General features: G+C 53.3%; 17 protein-coding genes. 8 read left to right on the top strand and 9 right to left on the bottom strand.

The features are described from left to right. Position 1: 1 nt before the first annotated feature. Positions 2 to 679 carry an AroM family protein gene (locus CKQ54_RS08515; RefSeq protein WP_120160834.1) on the top strand — a complete coding sequence of 226 codons (678 nt, stop codon included), beginning with the start codon at positions 2 to 4 and terminating at the stop codon, positions 677 to 679. A 181-nt stretch (positions 680 to 860) separates the two neighbouring features. Then, positions 861 to 1,151 (top strand): pyrimidine/purine nucleoside phosphorylase, encoded by a 291-nt coding sequence (ppnP, locus tag CKQ54_RS08520; RefSeq protein WP_013576688.1) that lies wholly within the window; start codon positions 861 to 863, stop codon positions 1,149 to 1,151. Positions 1,152 to 1,217: 66 nt separating this feature from the next. On the opposite strand, the gene rdgC is transcribed toward ppnP, so the two are convergent. Then, complete coding sequence (gene rdgC, locus CKQ54_RS08525; RefSeq protein WP_112287473.1) at positions 1,218 to 2,132, bottom strand: recombination-associated protein RdgC; 915 nt, start codon at positions 2,130 to 2,132, stop codon at positions 1,218 to 1,220. Between the two features lie 210 nt (positions 2,133 to 2,342). Between rdgC and mak the strand changes: the two genes are divergently transcribed. Then, positions 2,343 to 3,263, top strand: coding sequence for a fructokinase (gene mak, locus CKQ54_RS08530; protein WP_113876166.1), 921 nt, complete (start codon positions 2,343 to 2,345; stop codon positions 3,261 to 3,263). Positions 3,264 to 3,320: 57 nt separating this feature from the next. Here mak and CKQ54_RS08535 read toward each other — a convergent pair whose 3' ends face one another. The 5 genes from CKQ54_RS08535 to sbcD form a co-directional block, all read right to left on the bottom strand. Then, complete coding sequence (locus CKQ54_RS08535) at positions 3,321 to 4,142, bottom strand: ABC transporter ATP-binding protein (RefSeq protein ID WP_232829820.1); 822 nt, start codon at positions 4,140 to 4,142, stop codon at positions 3,321 to 3,323. Continuing rightward, a complete protein-coding gene (locus CKQ54_RS08540) occupies positions 4,139 to 4,903 on the bottom strand; it encodes an ABC transporter permease (protein ID WP_120160832.1) in 765 nt (254 codons plus the stop codon). Before CKQ54_RS08540 ends, CKQ54_RS08535 begins: the two co-directional genes overlap by 4 nt. 11 nt (positions 4,904 to 4,914) lie before the next feature. After that, a complete protein-coding gene (locus tag CKQ54_RS08545; protein ID WP_120160830.1) occupies positions 4,915 to 5,928 on the bottom strand; it encodes an ABC transporter substrate-binding protein in 1,014 nt (337 codons plus the stop codon). 236 nt (positions 5,929 to 6,164) lie between these two features. Then, entirely contained in the window at positions 6,165 to 9,413 is a 3,249-nt protein-coding gene (gene sbcC / locus CKQ54_RS08550; protein ID WP_120160828.1) for an exonuclease subunit SbcC, read from the bottom strand. Continuing rightward, positions 9,410 to 10,648: an exonuclease subunit SbcD gene (gene sbcD, locus CKQ54_RS08555; RefSeq protein ID WP_120160826.1), complete on the bottom strand. Its 1,239-nt coding sequence runs from the start codon at positions 10,646 to 10,648 to the stop codon at positions 9,410 to 9,412. Before sbcD ends, sbcC begins: the two co-directional genes overlap by 4 nt. A 238-nt stretch (positions 10,649 to 10,886) precedes the next feature. Here sbcD and phoB point away from each other — a divergent pair, with 238 nt between their 5' ends. Both phoB and phoR read left to right on the top strand, forming a co-directional pair. Continuing rightward, positions 10,887 to 11,576 (top strand): phosphate response regulator transcription factor PhoB, encoded by a 690-nt coding sequence (gene phoB / locus CKQ54_RS08560; RefSeq protein WP_112287479.1) that lies wholly within the window; start codon positions 10,887 to 10,889, stop codon positions 11,574 to 11,576. Positions 11,577 to 11,598: 22 nt separating this feature from the next. After that, positions 11,599 to 12,918 (top strand): phosphate regulon sensor histidine kinase PhoR, encoded by a 1,320-nt coding sequence (gene phoR / locus CKQ54_RS08565; protein WP_120160824.1) that lies wholly within the window; start codon positions 11,599 to 11,601, stop codon positions 12,916 to 12,918. A 32-nt stretch (positions 12,919 to 12,950) separates the two neighbouring features. Here the strand turns inward: phoR and CKQ54_RS08570 are convergent, their stop codons facing one another. After that, positions 12,951 to 13,283: a helix-turn-helix domain-containing protein gene (locus CKQ54_RS08570; protein ID WP_120160822.1), complete on the bottom strand. Its 333-nt coding sequence runs from the start codon at positions 13,281 to 13,283 to the stop codon at positions 12,951 to 12,953. Beyond that, positions 13,276 to 13,671 carry a type II toxin-antitoxin system RelE/ParE family toxin gene (locus CKQ54_RS08575; protein ID WP_120160820.1) on the bottom strand — a complete coding sequence of 132 codons (396 nt, stop codon included), beginning with the start codon at positions 13,669 to 13,671 and terminating at the stop codon, positions 13,276 to 13,278. Before CKQ54_RS08575 ends, CKQ54_RS08570 begins: the two co-directional genes overlap by 8 nt. 269 nt (positions 13,672 to 13,940) lie before the next feature. Here CKQ54_RS08575 and CKQ54_RS08580 point away from each other — a divergent pair, with 269 nt between their 5' ends. From CKQ54_RS08580 to proY, 3 genes are all read left to right on the top strand, one after another. Then, positions 13,941 to 15,044, top strand: coding sequence for a cobalamin-independent methionine synthase II family protein (locus CKQ54_RS08580; protein WP_113876159.1), 1,104 nt, complete (start codon positions 13,941 to 13,943; stop codon positions 15,042 to 15,044). A gap of 444 nt (positions 15,045 to 15,488) precedes the next feature. Then, the gene (gene brnQ, locus CKQ54_RS08585; protein ID WP_120160819.1) at positions 15,489 to 16,808 is read left to right on the top strand and encodes a branched-chain amino acid transport system II carrier protein; all 1,320 of its coding nucleotides are present in this window, start codon (positions 15,489 to 15,491) and stop codon (positions 16,806 to 16,808) included. Positions 16,809 to 16,970: 162 nt separating this feature from the next. Beyond that, positions 16,971 to 18,395, top strand: coding sequence for a proline-specific permease ProY (proY, locus tag CKQ54_RS08590; protein ID WP_208644587.1), 1,425 nt, complete (start codon positions 16,971 to 16,973; stop codon positions 18,393 to 18,395). Positions 18,396 to 18,591: 196 nt separating this feature from the next. Here the strand turns inward: proY and ggt are convergent, their stop codons facing one another. Beyond that, entirely contained in the window at positions 18,592 to 20,343 is a 1,752-nt protein-coding gene (ggt, locus tag CKQ54_RS08595) for a gamma-glutamyltransferase (RefSeq protein ID WP_120160815.1), read from the bottom strand. Between the last annotated feature and the right edge of the window lie 50 nt (positions 20,344 to 20,393).

The following is a 20,393-nucleotide window of genomic DNA, read 5'->3' on the forward strand; positions in this document are numbered from 1 at the left end:
CATGATGACATCCTTTGCAACGTTAACCATCGGACAGGCGCCACGCAGCGATATTATGCCGCTGCTGATGGCGCATCTGCCAGCCGGGTCAGTCACGCATGTTGGCTTACTGGACGGGTTAAGCACCGGGCAAATTGAGCAGCGCTATGCGCCTGCCGAAGGCGACGCGGTGCTGGTCACCCGTTTGCTGGATGGTTCGCAAGTAAAGCTTGCCGCGCCGCGCGTAGAGCGAGGCTTACAGGAAAAGATTGATGTGCTCGAAGCGCTGGGTTGCATGACCATTCTGCTGCTGTGTACCGGCGAGTTTAACCATCTGCACGCGAATAATGCCCTGCTTCTCGAACCTGACCGCATTATCCCGCCACTGATTAGCTCGATTATCGGCCAGCACCGCGCAGGCATTGTGGTACCGGTAGAATCCCAGGTGGTTGAACAGGCCAACAAGTGGCGCAAATTAGCCAAAGTGCCGTGTTTTGCGGTCGCCAGCCCGTATCTTTCTGATGACCAGACCCTGACGGAAGCCGCGATGCGTCTGGCTGAACAGGGGGCGGAAGTGGTGGTGCTCGACTGCATCGGCTTTAACCGGCATCACGAGGATGTGCTGAAAAAGCATCTGAATATTCCGGTGGTGTTATCGAATGTCTTGATGGCAAAACTGGCGGCGGAGCTGGTGGTCTGAGGATGTGACGGACGGGGCAAACAGCTATCCACAATGGCACTGTGTGACCGTAAAATCAAATCAGTGACGCCGCTTTGCGGGCGGTGTCGTCTGGTGCAGATAAAGCGGTAATAATCAGTGACAGAAGACGCTTTCTGCCCCTAATATGAAGGCTCTGAAAATTATCGCAAAGGGCCAATCTATGTTGAAAAATAATGAGTATTTTGACGGGAAAGTGAAGTCGATTGGTTTCGACAGCGAAAGTACGGGTTCAGCCAGCGTTGGCGTGATGGCCGTCGGTGAATACACGTTCGGTACTGCAAAGCCGGAAGAAATGACCGTCATCAGCGGCTCACTTAAAGTGCTGATCCCGGGATCTCCGGACTGGCAGGTGTTTAAGCCAGGCGAAACTTTCTATATTCCAGGTAAAAGTGAATTCAACTTACAGGTCGGCGAAACGACTTCGTACTTGTGTAAATACCTGACCAAATAATATATTCAGACACAGTACAAACAAAAAGGCGCTCATGAGCGCCTTTTTTACGTTCTGCATCCGGTCTTAGCGTTGTGCTTCGCCGCCCAATGCTTCGATCAGGTTCTGGATCAGCGCCGCCAGTTCACCGGTCATCAGCACGAAATCAGCATCGAAACGTCCGGCGAAATCTTCGCGGTCGATGTCTTCATTTTGATCACGAATAACGTCGCTGAATTTCAGGCGTTTAATGCTGCCGTCGTCGGCCAGTACCACGGCGATACGTTCCTGCCAGTCAACGGCCAGCTTGGTGACCAGTTTGCCATTTTCGATATGCGTGGCGATTTCGTCACTGACAAGCGCCTGTTTTTTACAGCGGATCACGCCGCCTTCTTCCAGAATCGCTTTCAGCTCTGCTTCATCCTGTAAGGTGAAACCGGCAGGTGTTTCGCCTGAACGTACCCATTCGGTCAGCGTCAGCTCGATCGGGCTTTCCATGGTCAGCGGCACCACCGGCAGCGAACCGAGGCTTTTACGCAGCAGCGCCAGCATATCTTCGGCTTTCTTGGCGCTGGCAGCATCGACCATGATCAGGCCGTTAACGGTATCAATCCACATGAACGTCTGGCTGAAGCGGCTGAATGCGCGCGGCATCAGGCTGTGCAGCACTTCATCTTTCAGGGAATCTTTTTCGGTCTTTTTCAGCTTGCGGTGCTGTTCGCCTTCGAGCTGATCAATTTTGGCCTGTAACTCCTGTTTGATAACCGGAGAAGGCAGAATTTTTTCTTCTTTGCGTGCGCAGATCAGGATCTGCCCGCCGTTGACGTGAGTCAGCGCGTCGCCACCGTGAGAACCCATCGGTGAAACCCAGCCGGTTTTCGCCATATCCTGGCTGCCGCACGGGGTAAAGGTGAAAGCACTGAGCTGTTTTTCCATTTCGTCAGCAGATAACGAAACTTCACGGCTCAAACGGTAAACCAACAAATTCTTAAACCATAACATGGCGTTATCCCTGTCCCGGCGCACTCGTGGTACGCTGAATAAATGAATGCAGGGCGGCATGATAACCAATTGAGCGCCGGTCGTCGTTAAGAAATCGCCGTGGCCTGTAACATTGCATAACAGCTTATTCTGGTGACAGAGGCCACTGGCTTCTAAACTGAACAGACTCAGAAAAACTGACCCTGCAGGACATAAAAAGGAGAATAAAACGTGCGAATTGGCATTGATTTAGGCGGCACAAAAATAGAAGTCATTGCGTTATCGGATGAAGGCAAAGAGCTGTTTCGCAAACGGGTCGATACGCCGAGAAATGACTACGAGCGCACACTCAAGGCGATTGAAGGGCTGGTGCTGGACGCCGAGAAAGGCACCGGACAGCGCGGCAGCGTGGGGCTGGGGATCCCCGGCACGTTATCGCCATTTACCGGCAAAGTGAAGAATGCCAATTCGGTCTGGCTGAACGGCCAGCAACTGGATGAGGATCTGGCGCTTTTGCTCAAACGCGAAGTGCATATTGCAAACGACGCCAATTGCCTGGCGGTTTCCGAAGCCACCGACGGTGCAGGCGCAGGCCGTCACACCGTATTCGCCGTGATTATCGGCACCGGCTGCGGTTCCGGCATTGCGCTTAACGGCGTGGCGCACGCGGGCGGCAATGGCAACGCAGGTGAGTGGGGCCACAATCCGCTGCCGTGGCAGGATGAGGAGGAAATCCAGTTTGCCCGCGAAGTCCCGTGCTACTGCGGAAAATCAGGCTGCGTCGAAACATTTGTCTCCGGCACCGGTTTTGCAGAAGACTACTTCCGTCATTCCGGTCAGCGTTTAAACGGCGCAGAGATTATTGCGCTGGTTGAGCAGGGCGATGAAACGGCGGAACTGGCGCTGGGTCGCTATGAGCGTCGTCTGGCTAAGGCGCTGGCAAACGTAGTAAATATTCTCGATCCGGACGTGATTGTCTTCGGTGGCGGCATGAGTAATGTGGATCGTTTGTATCAGACCGTTCCGCTGCTGGTTAAACAATGGGTATTTGGCGGGGAATGTGAAACGCCGATGCTCAAAGCGGTACACGGTGATTCGAGCGGAGTGCGCGGTGCCGCCTGGCTTTGGCCGCAATCGCGTTTTGCGTTATAAGTTCTTCATCAATTTTCAGGGGGCAGAGTTTGCGCCCCTGATCTCATAACTTCACAGTTAAAGCGCCATCTCCCGTTTAAATACGTCCAGCGTATGCGCCTTCACGCGGATGAATTCCGGGTGGCTCATGATTTCGGAACCACGCGGACGCGGCAGGTCAAACGGCACAATTTCCGCAATCTGCGTCGGTCGCCGTGTCAGCAGTAAAATCTCATCCGCCAGAAACACTGCATCCTCGAGATCATGTGACACAATCAGCATGGTGACGCCGGTCGCCAGCTGCACTTCCTGCAATTTATCGCGGATAAACAGCGTCATCTCGAAATCCAGGGCCGAGAAAGGCTCGTCGAGGAACATCACTTCCGGACGCGTCGCCAGCGCCCGCATGATGCACACGGTTTGCTGCTGGCCGCCTGAAAGCTCATACGGATAGCGTTTCAGGTCGAAGCGGATATCAAACATCTGCGTCAGTTCTTCGACCCGCGCATTGACGTCCGCTTTGCTCATGCCGTGTCGGATCAGCGGATACGCGATATTTGCGCGGGCACTCATCCACGGAAACAGCGCGTCGCGGTAGTTCTGAAACACATAACCGATGGTGGTCTGCGCCAGCGTTTTGCCGTCGAACAGAATGTCGCCTTTATCCACCGGGATCAGCCCGGCGATCATGTTCATTAACGTCGATTTACCGCAGCCGTTCGGGCCGAAGATCGACACGATCTTTCCACGCGGTAAGTCGAGGTTGAGATCGGTATACAGCGGCTGTCCGGCAAACGCCTTGCTCAGTCCGCGGATCGTCACATGGGTATCCGGGCGCGTAGCGTACTGCGGCAACTGCGGGCCTTTATAATCAGGGTTCAGCGAGAGAGGTTGCGTCATGCTTTGCTACTCCAGTGGACGGTTTTTTTCTCGATCAGCAAAAAAGCCAGATTCAGCAGATAACCCAGCGCGCCGGTGATCAGGATCGAGGCGTACATGTCTTTGATGTTAAACACCTGCTGGGCATCGATGATCCGGTGGCCGAGGCCGGTTTCCGATCCGATAAACATTTCAGCGACGATCACGATCACCAGCGCAATCGACACGCCGGTGCGCAGGCCAACAAAGGTTTGCGCCAGGCTTTCCATCAGCAGAATGTCTTTGAAAATATGCCAGCGCGAAATCCCCATCACTCTGGCCGCCATCAGCCGGGTTTTCTTGGCATTCATCACGCCGTACGCGCTGTTAAACAGGATAACCAGCACCGCGGCAAAGGCGGCGATGGCAATTTTATTGGCATCGGTAATGCCGAAAATCAGCATAAACAGCGGGATCAGCGCTGATGACGGCGTGGAGCGGAAGAAGTCGATCAGAAATTCCAGACTGCGATAGACCTTTTCATTGCTGCCTAAAATGACGCCGAGCGGCACGCCTATCACTGCGGCAAAAGCAAAGGATACCAGCGTGCGGTAAAGGGTTGCGCCGATGTCGGTACGCATGGAAGCATCGAAAAATGACTGGAACATGTAGCCAATTGTCTCGACGGGCGAGGGCAGAAGCACCGGATTCAGCCATTTTGCGCTGACGGCCAGTTGCCAGAATAAAAACAGCAGCACCGGGCCGACCAGCGGCAGTAACCTTGAAGACCAGCGTGAAGTCATCCTGTTTCTCCTTATACTTTATAAATCAGCGAAGCGACATCCACCGGTTTGCTGAAGATTTTTCTTTCCGTAAAGACGTCATAAAATTTCTGGAACCATTGCAGGTTGTCGCCTTTTAAATCGGGATACATCACAAAGCCCGGCAGCGGCACCTCTTTCACCAGCGCCGGTTCTATGCTGGTGTAACCGGCGACGTTTTCGCGAGCCTTGTCAGGATGCGCCGCAATGAATTCCACCGCTTTCTGATAAGCGGCAATAAACTTTTTGGTTTCTTCCGGTTTGCTGGCGATAAAGCTGGAGTTCAGCGCCGCTGCGCCGCCGAACCAGGGCGCGTCTGCATTGCCGAGCACATATTTAGAAATCACGCCGGTTTCCAGTGTGCGGGAAAGGTTTTTCATCCGCCCGACGGTGCCGGTCGGTTCGAGCGTATATACGCCGTCAATTTGCCCGGCGGCCAGCGCAGGCGCGTGCTGCCCGACGGGCAGTTCGATCACTGAAGGATTAGTGAAACCATTTTTCTCCAGAATGATCTTCGCCATCGTCACGTTCTGGATCCCCGGACCACAGGCGATCTTCTTACCTTTCAGGTCGCTGATCGCTTTCGCTGTGCTGTTCAGCGGCACCAGAAATTCATCCAGAACCAGCTGGTGATTGGACGGATTCGAGCAGATGATTTTGAACAAATCCGGTGAAGTGATCGCCCCCAGACCCAGCGCACCCGTGGCCGTGCCGTTAGCGCATCCGTGGATCCTGCCGGTGATCATCCCCTCGACAATTTGCTGTGCGCTGGCGAATTTAACGCCTTTCACATTCAGTCCGGCTTCTTTAAAAAAGCCCTGCTCCAGCGCCACATATAACGGTAAACCGCCGACAATCGGCCAGTAACCAATGCGGATTTCATCGTCATCAGCCGCAAAGACCGAGGTCGGGATCATACCGCCAAGCGTGGAGACGCCGCCGGTGATGGCGAGCCATTTCATCAGCTGGCGGCGTTTTTTATCGACTTCAGGTTTGATGTTATTCATGGGCGGTTCCCTTAACGGTTATGCAGGCGCTGCAACTTGTACTGCAACTTGTATACATAACGTTAAGCACAGGGCGTGCCAGTTTATCGGCAGGAGGGAATAAGCGGGAATTCAGCGGGTTGGGAACATTGAACGCACTGCGCTGGTGCGAATTTTGCGCAGTTGCTCACAATCAGGATCCATTGCGGAGCAGATGGCTAGCAATTCACCAGTCAGGTGCTCCGCAGGGTAATCAGTCAGACTTTAAACTCATTGCTCAGGCGGCTGACGCCCAGACCGTTCACCTTAGTCACTTTGATTTGCACCGGAATACGGTCTTTCATCGCTTCCACATGGCTGATGACGCCGATGGTTTTGCCCGAGGCATTCAGGCTGTCGAGCGCGTCCAGGGCGGTGTCCAGCGTATCGGCGTCGAGTGTGCCGAAACCTTCGTCGAGGAACAGCGAGTCGATGCGGGTTTTATCACTGACCAGATCAGACAGCGCCAGCGCCAGTGCCAGACTGACCAGGAAGCTTTCGCCGCCGGATAAGGTGCGGGTATCGCGCACGGCGTCCGCCTGCCAGGTATCGACCACCTGCAATTCCAGCGCATCGCTGGTTTTGCGCTGCAACAAATATCGCCCGTGCAGTTTTTCGAGCTGAAGGTTCGCCAGATACACCAGATGGTCGAGCGTCAGTCCCTGCGCGAATTTACGGAATTTCGCGCCGTCGCTGGAGCCAATCATCTGATTCAGATAACCCCAGTCATCGCAGGTCAGCTGCGCTTGCGCAATCTGAGCTATCAGCGCCTGTTGTCCGCTGTGGCGTAATTTGTCACTTTCCAGCTGATTTTTCACTTCGCCCAGACGTTGCTGTAAAGCTTTCAGCTGTTGCGCCATTTCCGCCTGTTGCGCTGTCAGAACATCAAGATCGCTTTCTGTTTCACTCAGATGAGCCGGGCGGGCAAGACGATGTTTTTCGAGTTGCTGACCGGCATCCGCCAGTAACGCCTGCGCCTGCGCCAGTTGTTGTTGCAGATTTTCTTTGCGTTGCTGAAGTTGCTGACGGAGTGCGTCATCCAGCAGCGCCAGTTTCACCGCGGCTTCATCGGCAAATCCGCTGGCACTCAGCGCCTGTTGCCACGCCTGTTCCGCCTGCGTCAGTTGTTCTGTGGTCTGCAACTGTTGCTGTTGCGTGCTCGCCAGTTGCCCGGCCAGCTGATCGCGCTGTTCCTGCGCTTTTTGCAATGCGGTTTGCGCGTCACTGACCGCTTTTTCTGCAGACTGTTGTTGCTGATGTAAGTGCTCGCGAACCTGTGCCACCTGGCGGTCGCCGAACAGTTCAAGGCGTTGAGCCGTCAGTTCTGAAAGGTTTTTTTCGCCTTCTGCAAACAACTTTTGCAGCCGTTCGACGTCTTGCTGAGATTTCGCCTGCGTCTCTTCCAACCGGGTAATGCGTTCGGTCAGCAATGCGCTTTGCTGCTGCACTTTCTGCTGCGCGTTCAGTGCGTCGTTCAGGGCATCTTTAGCCTGTTGCAGCGCCCGTGCCAGCTGTTCGTGCTGGCTAATCAGCGCCTGCGATTGTTGTTCTTCTTCATCGCGGGCGGTCAGCCATTGAGTGATGTCGGCGGTGTCATGTAGCGTAAACGTCAGATTCAGCGGTGCGCTGAGCTGTTGCCAGTTTGCGGTATGTGCATTCAGTTGCTGCTGGTCTTGCTCCAGCTGGATTTGCAGCCGCGTTTGCTGTTCTTTCAGACTTTTAATTTTTGTTGCCAGTTCGATACCGCTGGCTTTTGCTGCATCGAACTCCAGTTGCATTTTCTCGACGCGCTGCGCCGTTTCAGAAGGCTTGACCTCCTGATAATGTTCAATCGCCGGATGCGATGTGGAACCGCACAACGGGCAGGCTTTGCCGCTTTGCAGATTCGCACGTTCGGCTTCGAGGCTGACGATCAGCATTTCCTGTTTATGCAGTACTTTAACGTCGTTGAGATGCTCCAGCTGTTTCTGACATTGCAGGCGGATGGCCCCCAGTCGCTGCTCTTCTTCAGCCAGTTGCGTTTGATACTGTACGAAATCTTTTTGCTGTTGCTGCACGCGCTGATTAAGCTGCGGGAAAATTTGCGCGAGCGAATACAGCTGCTGGCGCACCGGACGCAGCTGCGTGAGTTCGGATTGTCGTTTATGCAATGCTGCCAGCGGGTGCTGTTTTTCCAGCTCAGTCAGACGCTGTTGCGCAGTGTTGAGTGCATCGGTCAGCGCGGTCTGGCGGGTCTGATGCTGGCGGCTATCTTCGTCCAGCTTCTGCCGTTCGGTGGTCATTTGTAACAGCGTCGCGTTATGCTCACTGACAAGTTTTTGTACGTCAGTGACCGACTGCTGTGTTTCAGTCAGTGATTTACGCAAGCGGGTGATTTCGCCATCCAGCGGCAGGATTTTTTCTTCGATCAGCGTCTGCATCTGACGCTGTTCTTCCGCCTGTTTCTGACGTGACGTTTGTGCCTGCTCCACCGCCAGATTCAGCGGCGTCATTTGCGCGATTTGCTGTTCCTGATGCTGCGTCAGGTGCGCCAGTTGCTGCTGAAGACGTTGCGATTCATCCTGACAACGCTGGCGATCGTTGAGCAACGGACGCAGTTTTTCTGCCGGTTCGCTGCGCGCCAGTTGCTGTAACTGCGGCGCGGCGGCCAGATTCTCCTGCTCTGCGGCGGTCAGTTGTTGCTGAGACTGCTGCTGTTTTTGCTGCACCTGCTGCCACTGTTGCAGCCAGTTCAGATCCTGCTGGCGCTGCTGCGCCTGCTGACTGAGCGTGATTTCCTGCGCGTTCAGTTCAGCAAGTTGTGCTTCGAGCGTCTGGCGCTGTTCTTCGCTGAGCAGTTCGATACCCGCCATACGCTGATGCAAACCGTCGAGTGTAATCCGCGCTTCTTTATGTTGCTCAAATACGCGCTCGGACAGCAGACCGTAAATTTCGGTGCCGGTCAGTTCTTCCAGCAGTTCGGCGCGGTCATTGGCATCGGCATTCAGAAATGCGGCAAATTGCCCCTGAGACAGCATCATGGATTTGGTGAAACGACCGAAATCCAGCCCGGTCAGTGTGGCGATGGCATCGAGTTTATCGCGCACTTTATCGGCCAGAATTTTGCCGTCGGCCAGTAATGCCAGCTCCACTTTCGGTGCCTGCAGATTGCCGTCCGGCGAGTTTTTGGCGCGGCGCTGACTCCAGAACGCGCGATAACCGACGCCTTTGACTTCAAACTCCACTTCGGCCAGCGATTCGGCGGTGTGGCGGGTCATCAGCTCGTTCTGGCTTGGCGTGATGTTCAGACGCGGCGTCTGGTGATAGAGCGCCAGACAGATGGCATCGAGCAGGGTGGTTTTCCCCGCGCCGGTCGGGCCGGTGATGGCGAACAATCCGTTGCTGGCAAAAGGCTCAGCCGTGAAATCAATTTTCCATTCGCCTTCCAGCGAGTTCAGGTTTTTTAAACGCAGGCTGAGAATTTTCATTGTGCGCTGTCCTCCGCATTCTGACCGCTGGTGACCTGTTCAACAACCTGCGCAAACAGCGTGCGCATCCGCGCCTGACGCGGTTCGTCAGGATCCGGTTCCAGTGCCAGCCGTCTTTCAAAGACGTCACTGACACTCAGTTCGCTGAGTGTCTCTTTCTCCTGTTGCTCAATGCTGTTGATACGCTGTTCTTTACTGCGGCGTAAAAGCACCACTTCTACCGGCAGATCTTCCGTCAGCGCCTGAATGCGGCGCTGAATATCACTGAGATAATCTTGCGTGGCGACTTCAATATCCAGCCAGGCCGGTTTGGCCGGATCGCCGCCTTCGAACTGCGCCAGTTGTTTTTCGATTTCTGCCAGCGAGCCTTTGATTATCTGCATCGGCTGGAAAACGGGAATTTCCAGCGTGTCGATGGCGTTGAGCGTCGCGCCGTCGAAATCGAGTAAGTACACACTTTTGGCTTTACTCAGTTCGTCAAAACTCAGTGCAATCGGCGAACCGCTGTAACGGATATGTTCGGTTTTGGCGACGCACTGTGCGCGGTGAATATGACCAAGTGCCACGTAATCGACCGGCGGAAACGCCTGCGCCGGGAAGGCATCGAGTGTGCCGATATAGATGTCGCGCACGGAATCGGAGGTGCTGACGCCAACCGTGGTCAGATGGCCGGTAGCAATGATCGGTAGCGAAACGCCGAGTTCGTCGCGTTTGGTCTGCGCGGCCTGCCACAACGCGTCATAATGCGTGGCGATGGCTTCCTGTAATGCCAGCTGTTTGTCGCTGCCGGATTGTCCCGCCTGACTGGCGAGCAAATCCCGCGGACGTAAAAACGGAATAGCGCAAAGTACCGCGCCCGGTTTTCCGTCACGCTGGTTGAGCACTAAAATCTGTTCAGAGAGGTTTTCGCCGACGGTCGCAATCACCCGCGTATTCAGGCAGGAAAGCAGCTCACGTGATTCATTTAATGTCGCGACAGAATCGTGATTTCCGGCCAGCACCACCAGCTGACAGCCGGTTTGTTGCAACTCGACGACGAAGCGATTGTAAAGCTCGCGGGCATAGCTGGGTGGCGAACCGGTATCGAATATATCGCCTGCCACAATCACGGCATCTACCTGATGTTGCTGCACCTGACCGGTCAGCCAGCGCAAAAATGCCTGATGTTCGGCGGCGCGGCTTTTGGTGAAAAAGTACTGGCCGAGGTGCCAGTCTGACGTGTGGATCAGGCGCATGAGACTCCCGTATGGATCCTGGATGACGACAATGGGGCAAAGTATAAACGTCGGCGGGGGACGCTGTCCCCGATAAATCGGACCAATTTCAGCGAGATGGCAGCTGAATAGAAGAAATGTATCTGTCATATTTGACTGTAATGAACCATCCTTTCTATTCATAAATCTGTCACAAAACTGACGCATAATGGCGCCCGCAATCAAATAAAAGATCGCTAACCTATTGGCAGGACCTACGATGGCAAGACGTATATTGGTGGTTGAAGACGAAGCTCCAATCCGTGAAATGGTGTGTTTTGTACTGGAACAGAATGGCTATCAGGCAGTAGAAGCTGAAGATTTTGATTCAGCCGTTGGCCAGCTGGTAGAACCTTACCCTGAACTTATCCTGCTCGACTGGATGTTACCCGGCGGTTCCGGTATTCAGTTTATCAAACATCTCAAACGTGAAGCACTGACCCGCGAAATTCCGGTGATGATGCTGACCGCCCGCGGTGAAGAAGAAGACAGGGTGCGCGGCCTGGAAGTCGGTGCCGATGATTACATCACCAAACCGTTTTCTCCAAAAGAACTGGTTGCACGTATTAAAGCCGTGATGCGCCGCATCTCGCCAATGGCGGTGGAAGAAGTGATCGACATGCAGGGTTTAAGCCTGGATCCGTCGTCTCACCGTGTGATGGCCAACGAGCAGGCGCTCGATATGGGGCCGACCGAATTTAAATTATTGCACTTCTTTATGACCCACTCCGAACGTGTTTACAGCCGCGAACAGTTGCTCAATAACGTCTGGGGCACTAACGTTTATGTGGAAGATCGCACGGTAGACGTGCATATTCGTCGTTTACGTAAAGCGCTGGAAACCAGTGGACATGACAGAATGATCCAGACTGTTCGTGGAACCGGATACCGTTTTTCAACGCGTTATTGAGTCCCCACAGCGGAGAATCTGTGTGCTAGAACGTTTGTCATGGAAACGATTGGCCGGTGAATTCTTTCTCTTTTGCCTGCCCGCGTTAATCCTCGGTATCTTCGTCGGCCATTTCGGCTGGCTCCTCTTTGCGTCGCTGCTGGCGGCGCTGGGCTGGAATTATTACAACCAGCTCAAACTCTCTCACTGGCTGTGGCTTGACCGCAGCATAACCCCGCCGAATGGCCGCTGGAGCTGGGAGCCTCTGTTTTACGGGCTGAACCAGATGCAGATGCGTAACCGCCGTCGCCGTCGTGAATTAGGTCAGCTCATCAAACGTTTCCGCAGCGGTGCCGAATCATTACCCGATGCGGTGGTATTGACGACGGAAGAGGGCAATATTTTCTGGTGTAACGGACTGGCGCAAGATTTGCTCGGTTTCCGCTGGCCGGAGGATAACGGACAACACATCTTTAACCTGCTGCGTTATCCCGAGTTTCGTACCTGGATCCAGACCCGTGATTTCAGCCGTGCCCTGAATTTGCAACTCAATAACGAGCATTACGTCGAGTTTCGCGTGATGCCTTATTCCGAAGGGCAACTGCTGATGGTGGCGCGTGATGTTACGCAGATGCGTCAGCTCGAAGGTGCGCGTCGTAACTTCTTCGCTAACGTTAGTCATGAACTGAGAACCCCGCTGACTGTATTGCAGGGATATCTGGAAATGATGGAAGACGCCAAACTGGAAGAGCCGTTTCGTACCAAAGCGCTGGACACCATGCAGGAACAGACGCGGCGCATGGACGGGCTGGTCAAGCAACTGCTGACACTGTCAAAAATCGAAGCATCAGCAAATATCGATATGCAGGAGAAAGTCGATATTCCGGTGATGCTCGGCATGCTGGAGCGCGAAGTGCAATCTTTAAGCGGTGGCCGTCACGAAGTGGTGTTCCGTGTAAACGAGAAACTGAAGGTCTTTGGCAATGAAGATCAGTTACGCAGCGCGGTGTCGAATCTGGTGTACAACGCCGTCAACCACACCCCGGCGGGGACGCGGATAGAAGTCAGCTGGCAACAAACGCCGCATGGCGCGCAGTTCCAGATCAGTGATAACGGGCCGGGCATTGCGCCGCAACACCTGCCGCGTCTGACTGAACGTTTCTACCGGGTTGATAAAGCGCGTTCGCGCCAGACGGGGGGCAGCGGTCTGGGGCTGGCCATTGTCAAACACGCCCTGAGTCATCACAACGCCAAACTTGAAGTGATGAGTGAAGTCGGCGTTGGTACCCGCTTTATATTTACACTGGCACCGAAACTGATTGTTCCTCAGGAACAGGCCAGCCAAAGCGATGTGAAGGGATAAAAAAGTAGCCACAGCCCACGCTGTGGCTTCTTTTAGCAGATGATCTGTAAACCTTTTTCTTCGATCAGCATCAGTAAGATCAGAGCCGCACCGGTGGGTTTGGTTTCGTCACGCTCCCATTTTTGAATGCTGTTAGCCGACATATTGATGAGTCTGGCCAGCACGCCCTGGCTGATTTTTTCTTTTTCCCGCAGCGCGCGTATACGTTCAGCAGAGCGTTCTGCAAAGGCTTTCAGCCTTTCTTCCTGTACGGCTTCATCAACAATTTTGTTAATTTCGCGCATCGTGGTTTGTGAAACCACGCCAGATGAATCATGGAAGCGTTGAGCCATCCGCTGCAGTTTTAGCAAACGTTCATCAACCATTAGAAATCACCTCTTTAATTAATCCAGTTCGAAGTTCTATTTCGAGTTGCTGCTCTGTGAAATTGAGCAAATCTTTAGCAACTGCCTTATACAAAGACAAAAGTTTGTCGGGAATTTCATGCCCGTTCTTGCGAACACTGTGTTTCAGCCAGCCATCGATATAAAAAATCTTATCCTCAAAACGGAATGCGACGATGGCACGGCCAAACCCTGATTTCGACCTTCCTGTCGGTGCAATTCTTTTCTTGTAAATGTTGCCAGACAAGTCCGCATCAAAAAGTCCGTTTGCCAGTTCATGTGCAGACTTGAGGATATCCTTTTCCGACAGTTTGCTATCGGTCATGAAGTCGTGAAAATCCTCTGTAACAAAAATACGTAAATCGTTCATGCCATCGTCCCTGGTAAAATAAACTATAGTATTTATTACTACAGATCGCAAGGGGGCACATATTGTTCAGCATCATGAAACATCGCGAAGTGAACATGAATTTTATTCACGTCCCATGAAGATTCCTCTGTTGCCTGTGAAGCATCTGCATGACAGTATCCTGCCAAAGACGTTTAGACATCCAGATGTCTAAATATAACGCAAGGTAATTATTTACTTAATGAATCATTCGCATTTCGCCAATGGCGGGATGTCATAAGGAGTTCTCCATGCAACGTACAACACCTCCATTCCGCGCTGACGTCGTTGGCAGTTTCCTGCGTCCGGCCGCGATTAAAGAAGCCCGTAAGCAATTTCAGGCCGGTGAGATTGATGCCGCGCAGTTGCGCGCCGTAGAAGATACCGAAATCCGCCGAGTGGTGGATTTGCAGCGTGAAGCCGGTCTGCAAGTGGTCACTGACGGGGAATTCCGCCGCGCATGGTGGCACTTCGATTTCTTCGAAGGTCTGGAAGGCGTTGAAGGTTACGACGCGGTGCAGGGGATCCAGTTCAATGGCGTACAGACCAAAGCACGCAGCATCAAAGTCGTCAGCAAACTGGGGTTCGGCTCACATCCGATGCTGGAAGATTTCCGTTTCCTGAAAAGCATCAGCGGAAGTGCAGTGCCGAAAATGACCATTCCAAGCCCGAGCGTGATGCATTTCCGCGGTGGCCGTAACGCGATCAGTAAAGAAGTGTATCCGGATCTGAAAGACTACTTTGACGATCTGGCGCAGGTTTACCGTGACGCGATTAAGGCGTTTTATGATGCCGGTTGTCGTTATCTGCAACTTGATGACACCGTCTGGGCTTACCTGTGTTCTGAAGATCAGAAGAAGCAAATCCGCGAACGTGGCGACTCTCCGGAAGAGTTAGCGCGCACTTACGCCGATGTGCTGAACAAAGCGATTGCCGGTAAACCGGATGATCTGGTGATTGGTCTGCATGTCTGTCGGGGCAACTTCCGTTCCACCTGGATTTCAGAAGGCGGCTATGAACCGGTGGCAGAGATTCTGTTTGGTGGCGTGAACATCGATGCCTTCTTCCTGGAATATGACAACGAGCGTTCCGGGGGCTTTGAGCCGCTGCGTTTTATCAAAAAAGGCCATCAGCAGGCGGTTTTGGGTCTGATCACGACCAAATCCGGTGAGCTTGAACTGGCGAAAACGGTGGAGGCACGTCTGGCCGAGGCAGCAGAATATCTGGATATCAACCAGATTTGCCTCAGCCCGCAATGTGGTTTCGCTTCAACGGAAGAGGGCAACAGCCTGACCGAAGCGCAGCAGTGGGAAAAACTGAAGCTGGTCGTCGATATCGCCGCCCGCGTCTGGTAATGCCCGCACGTGGTCGAATTTTGACCTTGTAAAAATGCTGTAAACTGTGCGTGAAATAACCTGAGAGTGGTGATTTCACGCATTTTTCGTCTTACCGGAGCATATCTTGTGCTTCATTAGTTCAAAAATCATACATATCATATGGCGTGTTTTTCGTTGTATTTAGTGAATATGCCTGTCTTATATTGTTAATCTGGTTAAACACTCTGCTTTTTGGATCGCGGCTTGCCTTTATACGCTATAAACGTTTACCTTAGCGTCCGCTGTCGCTCGATACTCCCTGCATAACAACGTAATTATCTGCATATCATCAGGCGTTTTTAGCTTACTTCGTTCCTCATCGGATGCTCTCTGGCTTTTTTATGCCATTCATCCTTCTGACGACGTGGCACGGCGACGGCAACGGACACTTTATTCATTTGAACAGGCAACACGACACCAATCATGAGTACTCGTTTAACAAATAAAGATATTATGGCGCTGGGTTTCATGACCTTCGCCTTATTCGTCGGGGCCGGGAATATTATTTTCCCGCCAATGGTTGGCCTGCAGGCAGGTCATGACGTCTGGTGGGCTGCCGCCGGATTTATGATTACCGCGGTCGGACTCCCGGTGATGACGGTAATTGCACTTGCGCGCGTTGGCGGCGGTGTGGATGCCCTGAGTACGCCAATTGGTCGTGGTGCCGGTATTCTTCTGGCTACCGTTTGTTATCTCGCCGTAGGGCCGCTGTTTGCCACGCCGCGTACCGCAACGGTTTCGTTTGAAGTGGGGATCGCGCCGATGACCGGTGACGGCCCGCTGCCGCTGCTGATTTACAGTGTGATTTATTTCACTCTGGTTATCGGTATTTCCCTGTATCCGGGCCGTTTGCTTGATACTGTCGGACATTTCCTTGCACCGCTGAAAATGGTCGCACTGGCTGCGCTGGGTATCGCTGCACTGTTGTGGCCTGCCGGTCAGCCAATGCCTGCTGTCGGCGCTTACCAGACCGTTCCTTTCTCCAGTGGCTTTGTTAATGGCTATCTGACCATGGATACGCTTGGTGCGCTGGTGTTCGGTATCGTTATCGTTAATGCCGCGCGTTCCCGCGGTGTTTCTGATGCGAAATTGCTGACCCGTTATACTGTTCTGGCCGGTCTGATTGCCGGTCTGGGACTGATGCTGGTTTATCTGAGCCTGTTCAAACTCGGTGAAAACAGCGCCTCGCTGGTGCCGGATGCGACCAACGGTGCGGTTATCCTGCATGCTTATGTCGCTCATACTTTTGGTAGTGTTGGCAGCTTCTTCTTAGGTGCGCTGATTTTCATCGCCTGTATGGTGACAGCGGTTGGCCTGACCTGCGCCTGTGCGGAATTTTTTGCCCAATATCTGCCGCTGTCTTACAAAACGCTGGTATTCATTCTGGGTCTGTTCTCCATGCTGGTGTCCAACCTCGGGTTGAGCCATCTGATCCAGATTTCTGTGCCGGTACTGACGGCTATTTATCCGCCATGTATCGCGCTGGTTGTGCTGAGCTTTACCCTTCGCTGGTGGAACAGCACCACACGTATTGTGGCGCCGGTCATGGTAGTGAGCCTGGTGTTCGGCATTGTTGACGGTATTAAGGCTTCTGCTTTTGCTGATCTGATGCCAGCCTGGACCGCGAACTTGCCACTGGCTGCGCAAGGTCTTGCCTGGTTACCACCGTCATTATTAATGCTGGTACTGGTCGGGATTTATGACAAAATCAGCGGCCCGCGCAGCGTCACCGCGCACCAATGATTATCGGGTGAATGTTCGAAGACCTGAAATAATGATCGTCTGAAGAATATTTAGCCAATCAGGCCACGGAGAACCCTTCCGTGGCTTTTTCATTGGCAGGCTAAAAGTCATTTTTTAGAATACGATTTTTGATAGTTAAAAAAACAACACGGGTTAATGCACATGCAGCAAGAAGCTGAACAACCAACAGCGCAGAACGAAGCGCCGGGCACGAAATTAAAACGTGGCCTGACAACGCGCCATATTCGCTTTATGGCACTGGGATCAGCCATCGGAACCGGACTGTTTTATGGCTCGGCAGATGCCATCAAAATGGCGGGCCCGAGTGTATTGCTGGCGTATCTGGTCGGCGGGATCATTGCGTTTATCATCATGCGCGCCCTCGGTGAGATGTCCGTTCACAACCCGCAGAGCGGTTCATTCTCCCGTTATGCGCAGGATTATCTCGGGCCGATGGCGGGTTACATCACCGGCTGGACGTATTGTTTCGAAATCCTGATCGTCGCCATCGCCGATGTGACGGCATTCGGCATTTATATGGGCGTCTGGTTCCCGGATGTGCCGCAATGGACCTGGGTGCTCAGCGTGGTGCTGATTATCGGCGCGATCAATCTGGTCAGCGTGAAAGTCTTCGGCGAGCTGGAGTTCTGGTTCTCCTTCTTCAAAGTACTGACCATCATCATCATGATCGTGGCAGGCTTTGGCATTATTTTCTGGGGCATTGGTAACGGCGGACAGGCCACCGGTATCCACAATCTGTGGAGCAACGGCGGCTTCTTCAGCCAGGGTATCATGGGGACGATTCTGTCACTCCAGCTGGTGATGTTTGCTTACGGCGGCATTGAGATCATCGGCATCACAGCCGGTGAAGCTGAGAATCCAAAGCAATCCATTCCGAAAGCCATCAACTCTGTTCCGCTGCGTATTCTGGTGTTTTACGTGGGTACGCTGTTTGTGATTATGTCCATTTTCCCATGGAATCAGGTGGGGACGCAGGGCAGTCCGTTCGTTCTGACCTTCCAGCATATGGGCATTACGGCGGCAGCGGCTATTCTCAATTTCGTGGTGATCACCGCGTCGCTTTCTGCCATCAATAGTGATGTGTTCGGCGTGGGCCGTATGCTGCACGGTATGGCAGAGCAGGGACAGGCACCGAAAATGTTCAGCAAGGTTTCGCGTCTGGGGACGCCGTGGGTCACTGTGCTGGTGATGATGGCGGCGCTGCTGGTGGCGGTTTACCTGAACTACATCATGCCGTCAAACGTGTTCCTGGTGATCGCGTCTCTGGCGACGTTCGCAACTGTCTGGGTGTGGATTATGATCCTGTTCTCCCAGATTGGTTTCCGTCGCAAGCTGAGCAAACAGCAGGTTAAAGAACTTGAGTTCCCGCTGCGTGGCGGTGTTTACACCTCCGTGTTCGGTATCATTTTCCTGGTGTTCATCATTGGCCTGATTGGTTACTTCCCGGATACCCGTATTTCGCTGTATGTCGGGATGGTTTGGGTTGTGGCGCTGCTGGTCGGTTATGCCTTTAAACTGCGCAATGACCGCAAAAAACAAGCGCTGGCGCTGAACAACAAAGCGTAAGCAAGCACTTACCTTCCGGTAAGGAAAAGCCCCGGGATCTGATGATCTCGGGGCTTTTTACTGTTTATAAATTTTATTAACCAAATCATTCGGACTACATCAAGGCGGCAACTGAGTACATCCCCGGGAGCTTACACAGGTAAGTGACCGGGGTGAATGAAGGCAGCCAACGCAGAGATAGCGTGAAGGATGCCAGTTAATAGCCGATGGCCGCACCTGCTGGGCGTCGCACATCATTCGCGCCGTACAGATAACCTTCGCGCACCTTGCCTGAAACTGCCGAGTCATTACCTGAGGTCGCGGATGTCACGCCAGCGGCACCCGGTAATCCCACCATAATCAGCTCTGCGGCACCCCACGGCGTTTGTTCCACCATTTTGTAACCCATCTTCTGCAGAATGTTCAGGCTGTCCTGTGAAACGCCGCGCTGCTCGTAATAGACTTCATCCGGCAACCATTGATGATGAATACGTGGCGCATTCACCGCTTCCTGCGGTGGCATACCGTGGTCGATAACATTCAGCGCTGTTTGCAGAGTGATGGTGATGATGCGCGAACCCCCCGGCGAGCCGAGAACCATGAAGGTTTTGCCGTCTTTGGTCACTAAACTCGGACTCATAGACGATAGTGGGCGCTTACCGGGGGCGATAGCGTTTTTAACGCCCTGCACCAGGCCGAAGAGGTTTTTCTCACCGACTTTGGTGGTGAAGTCATCCATTTCATCATTAAGGAAGAAACCGGTTCCTGGCGCGATGACCACAGAGCCAAACAGGCCATTAATGGTGTAAGTGGTAGAGACGGCGTTACCCATTTTATCGACGATAGAGTAATGGGTGGTTTCCGGTTTCTCGTGCGGTTCCATCCCCGGCTGAACGGCTGTGGAAGGCGTGGCTTTATCTGCTACTATTTTCTTACGAATTTCTTCGGAGTAGCTTTTGCTGATCAGGCGGTCAATCGGGTTTTTCACAAATTCCGGATCGCCAAGATAGGTATTGCGGTCCATGTAAGCATGGCGCATGGCTTCGGTGAGGACATGAATCGACGCCGCTGAGTTGAAGCCCATGCTCTTGATGTCGTAGCCCTCAACGATGTTGAGAATTTCACACATCGTCACGCCGCCGGAGCTCGGCGGCGGTGCGGAAACAAATTTATAGCCCCGATAGCTGCAGGTGATCGGCGCGTCTTCAGTGACTTTATAATTCGCGAAATCTGCCGCTGTCAGGATACCGCCGCCTTTTTTGGAGGCCGCTTCCACAGCAGCCGGGATTTTGCCTTTATAGAAAGCATCCGGCCCGTGTTTTGAAATGGATTCCAGCGTATTGGCTAAATCGGTTTGAACCAGTTTATCGCCCGGCTGTAGCGCGCTGCCGTCTTTACGCAGGAAAATGCGCGCTGCCTCAGGATCTTCTTTGAAGCGGTCAACCTTGGTATCGAGAATATCGGTATCGGCGCGGGTCAGCACAAAGCCCTGACGGGCAAGTTTAATCGCCGGTGCCATCACCTGCTGGCGCGTCAGTTTGCCGTATTCCTTCTGCACCGTATCCAGGCCCAGTACTGTGCCCGGTACACCTGCCGCGAGATATCCGTACAGGCTGGCGCCTTTTTTCACATTGCCGTCGGCGTCCAGATACATATTGGCGCTGGCGGCGGCAGGTGCGGTTTCGCGGAAGTTAATGAAAGTGTCCTTGCCATCAGCAAGATGCACCGTCATGAAGCCTCCGCCGCCGATATTGCCACAACATGGGTTGACGACGGCCTGCGCGTAGCCGACGGCCACGGCGGCATCAATGGCGTTTCCGCCCATTTTTAGAATATCGACACCGACCTGAGAGGCCAGATATTGCGAAGTGACAACCATGCCGTTTTTGGCTTCAACCGCAGGACTGGACGCGGCATACAGCGGGAAGCTGGTCAGTAAGGCCAGCGCGATGAGTGATTTCCGTAACATAGGGGCTCCTGTTTATTACCCTGTCTTATGAGTCATAACCTTCAGGTTAT

It is taken from the genome of Rahnella variigena, assembly GCF_003610915.1.
GTDB classification, from domain to species: Bacteria; Pseudomonadota; Gammaproteobacteria; order Enterobacterales; family Enterobacteriaceae; genus Rahnella; species Rahnella variigena.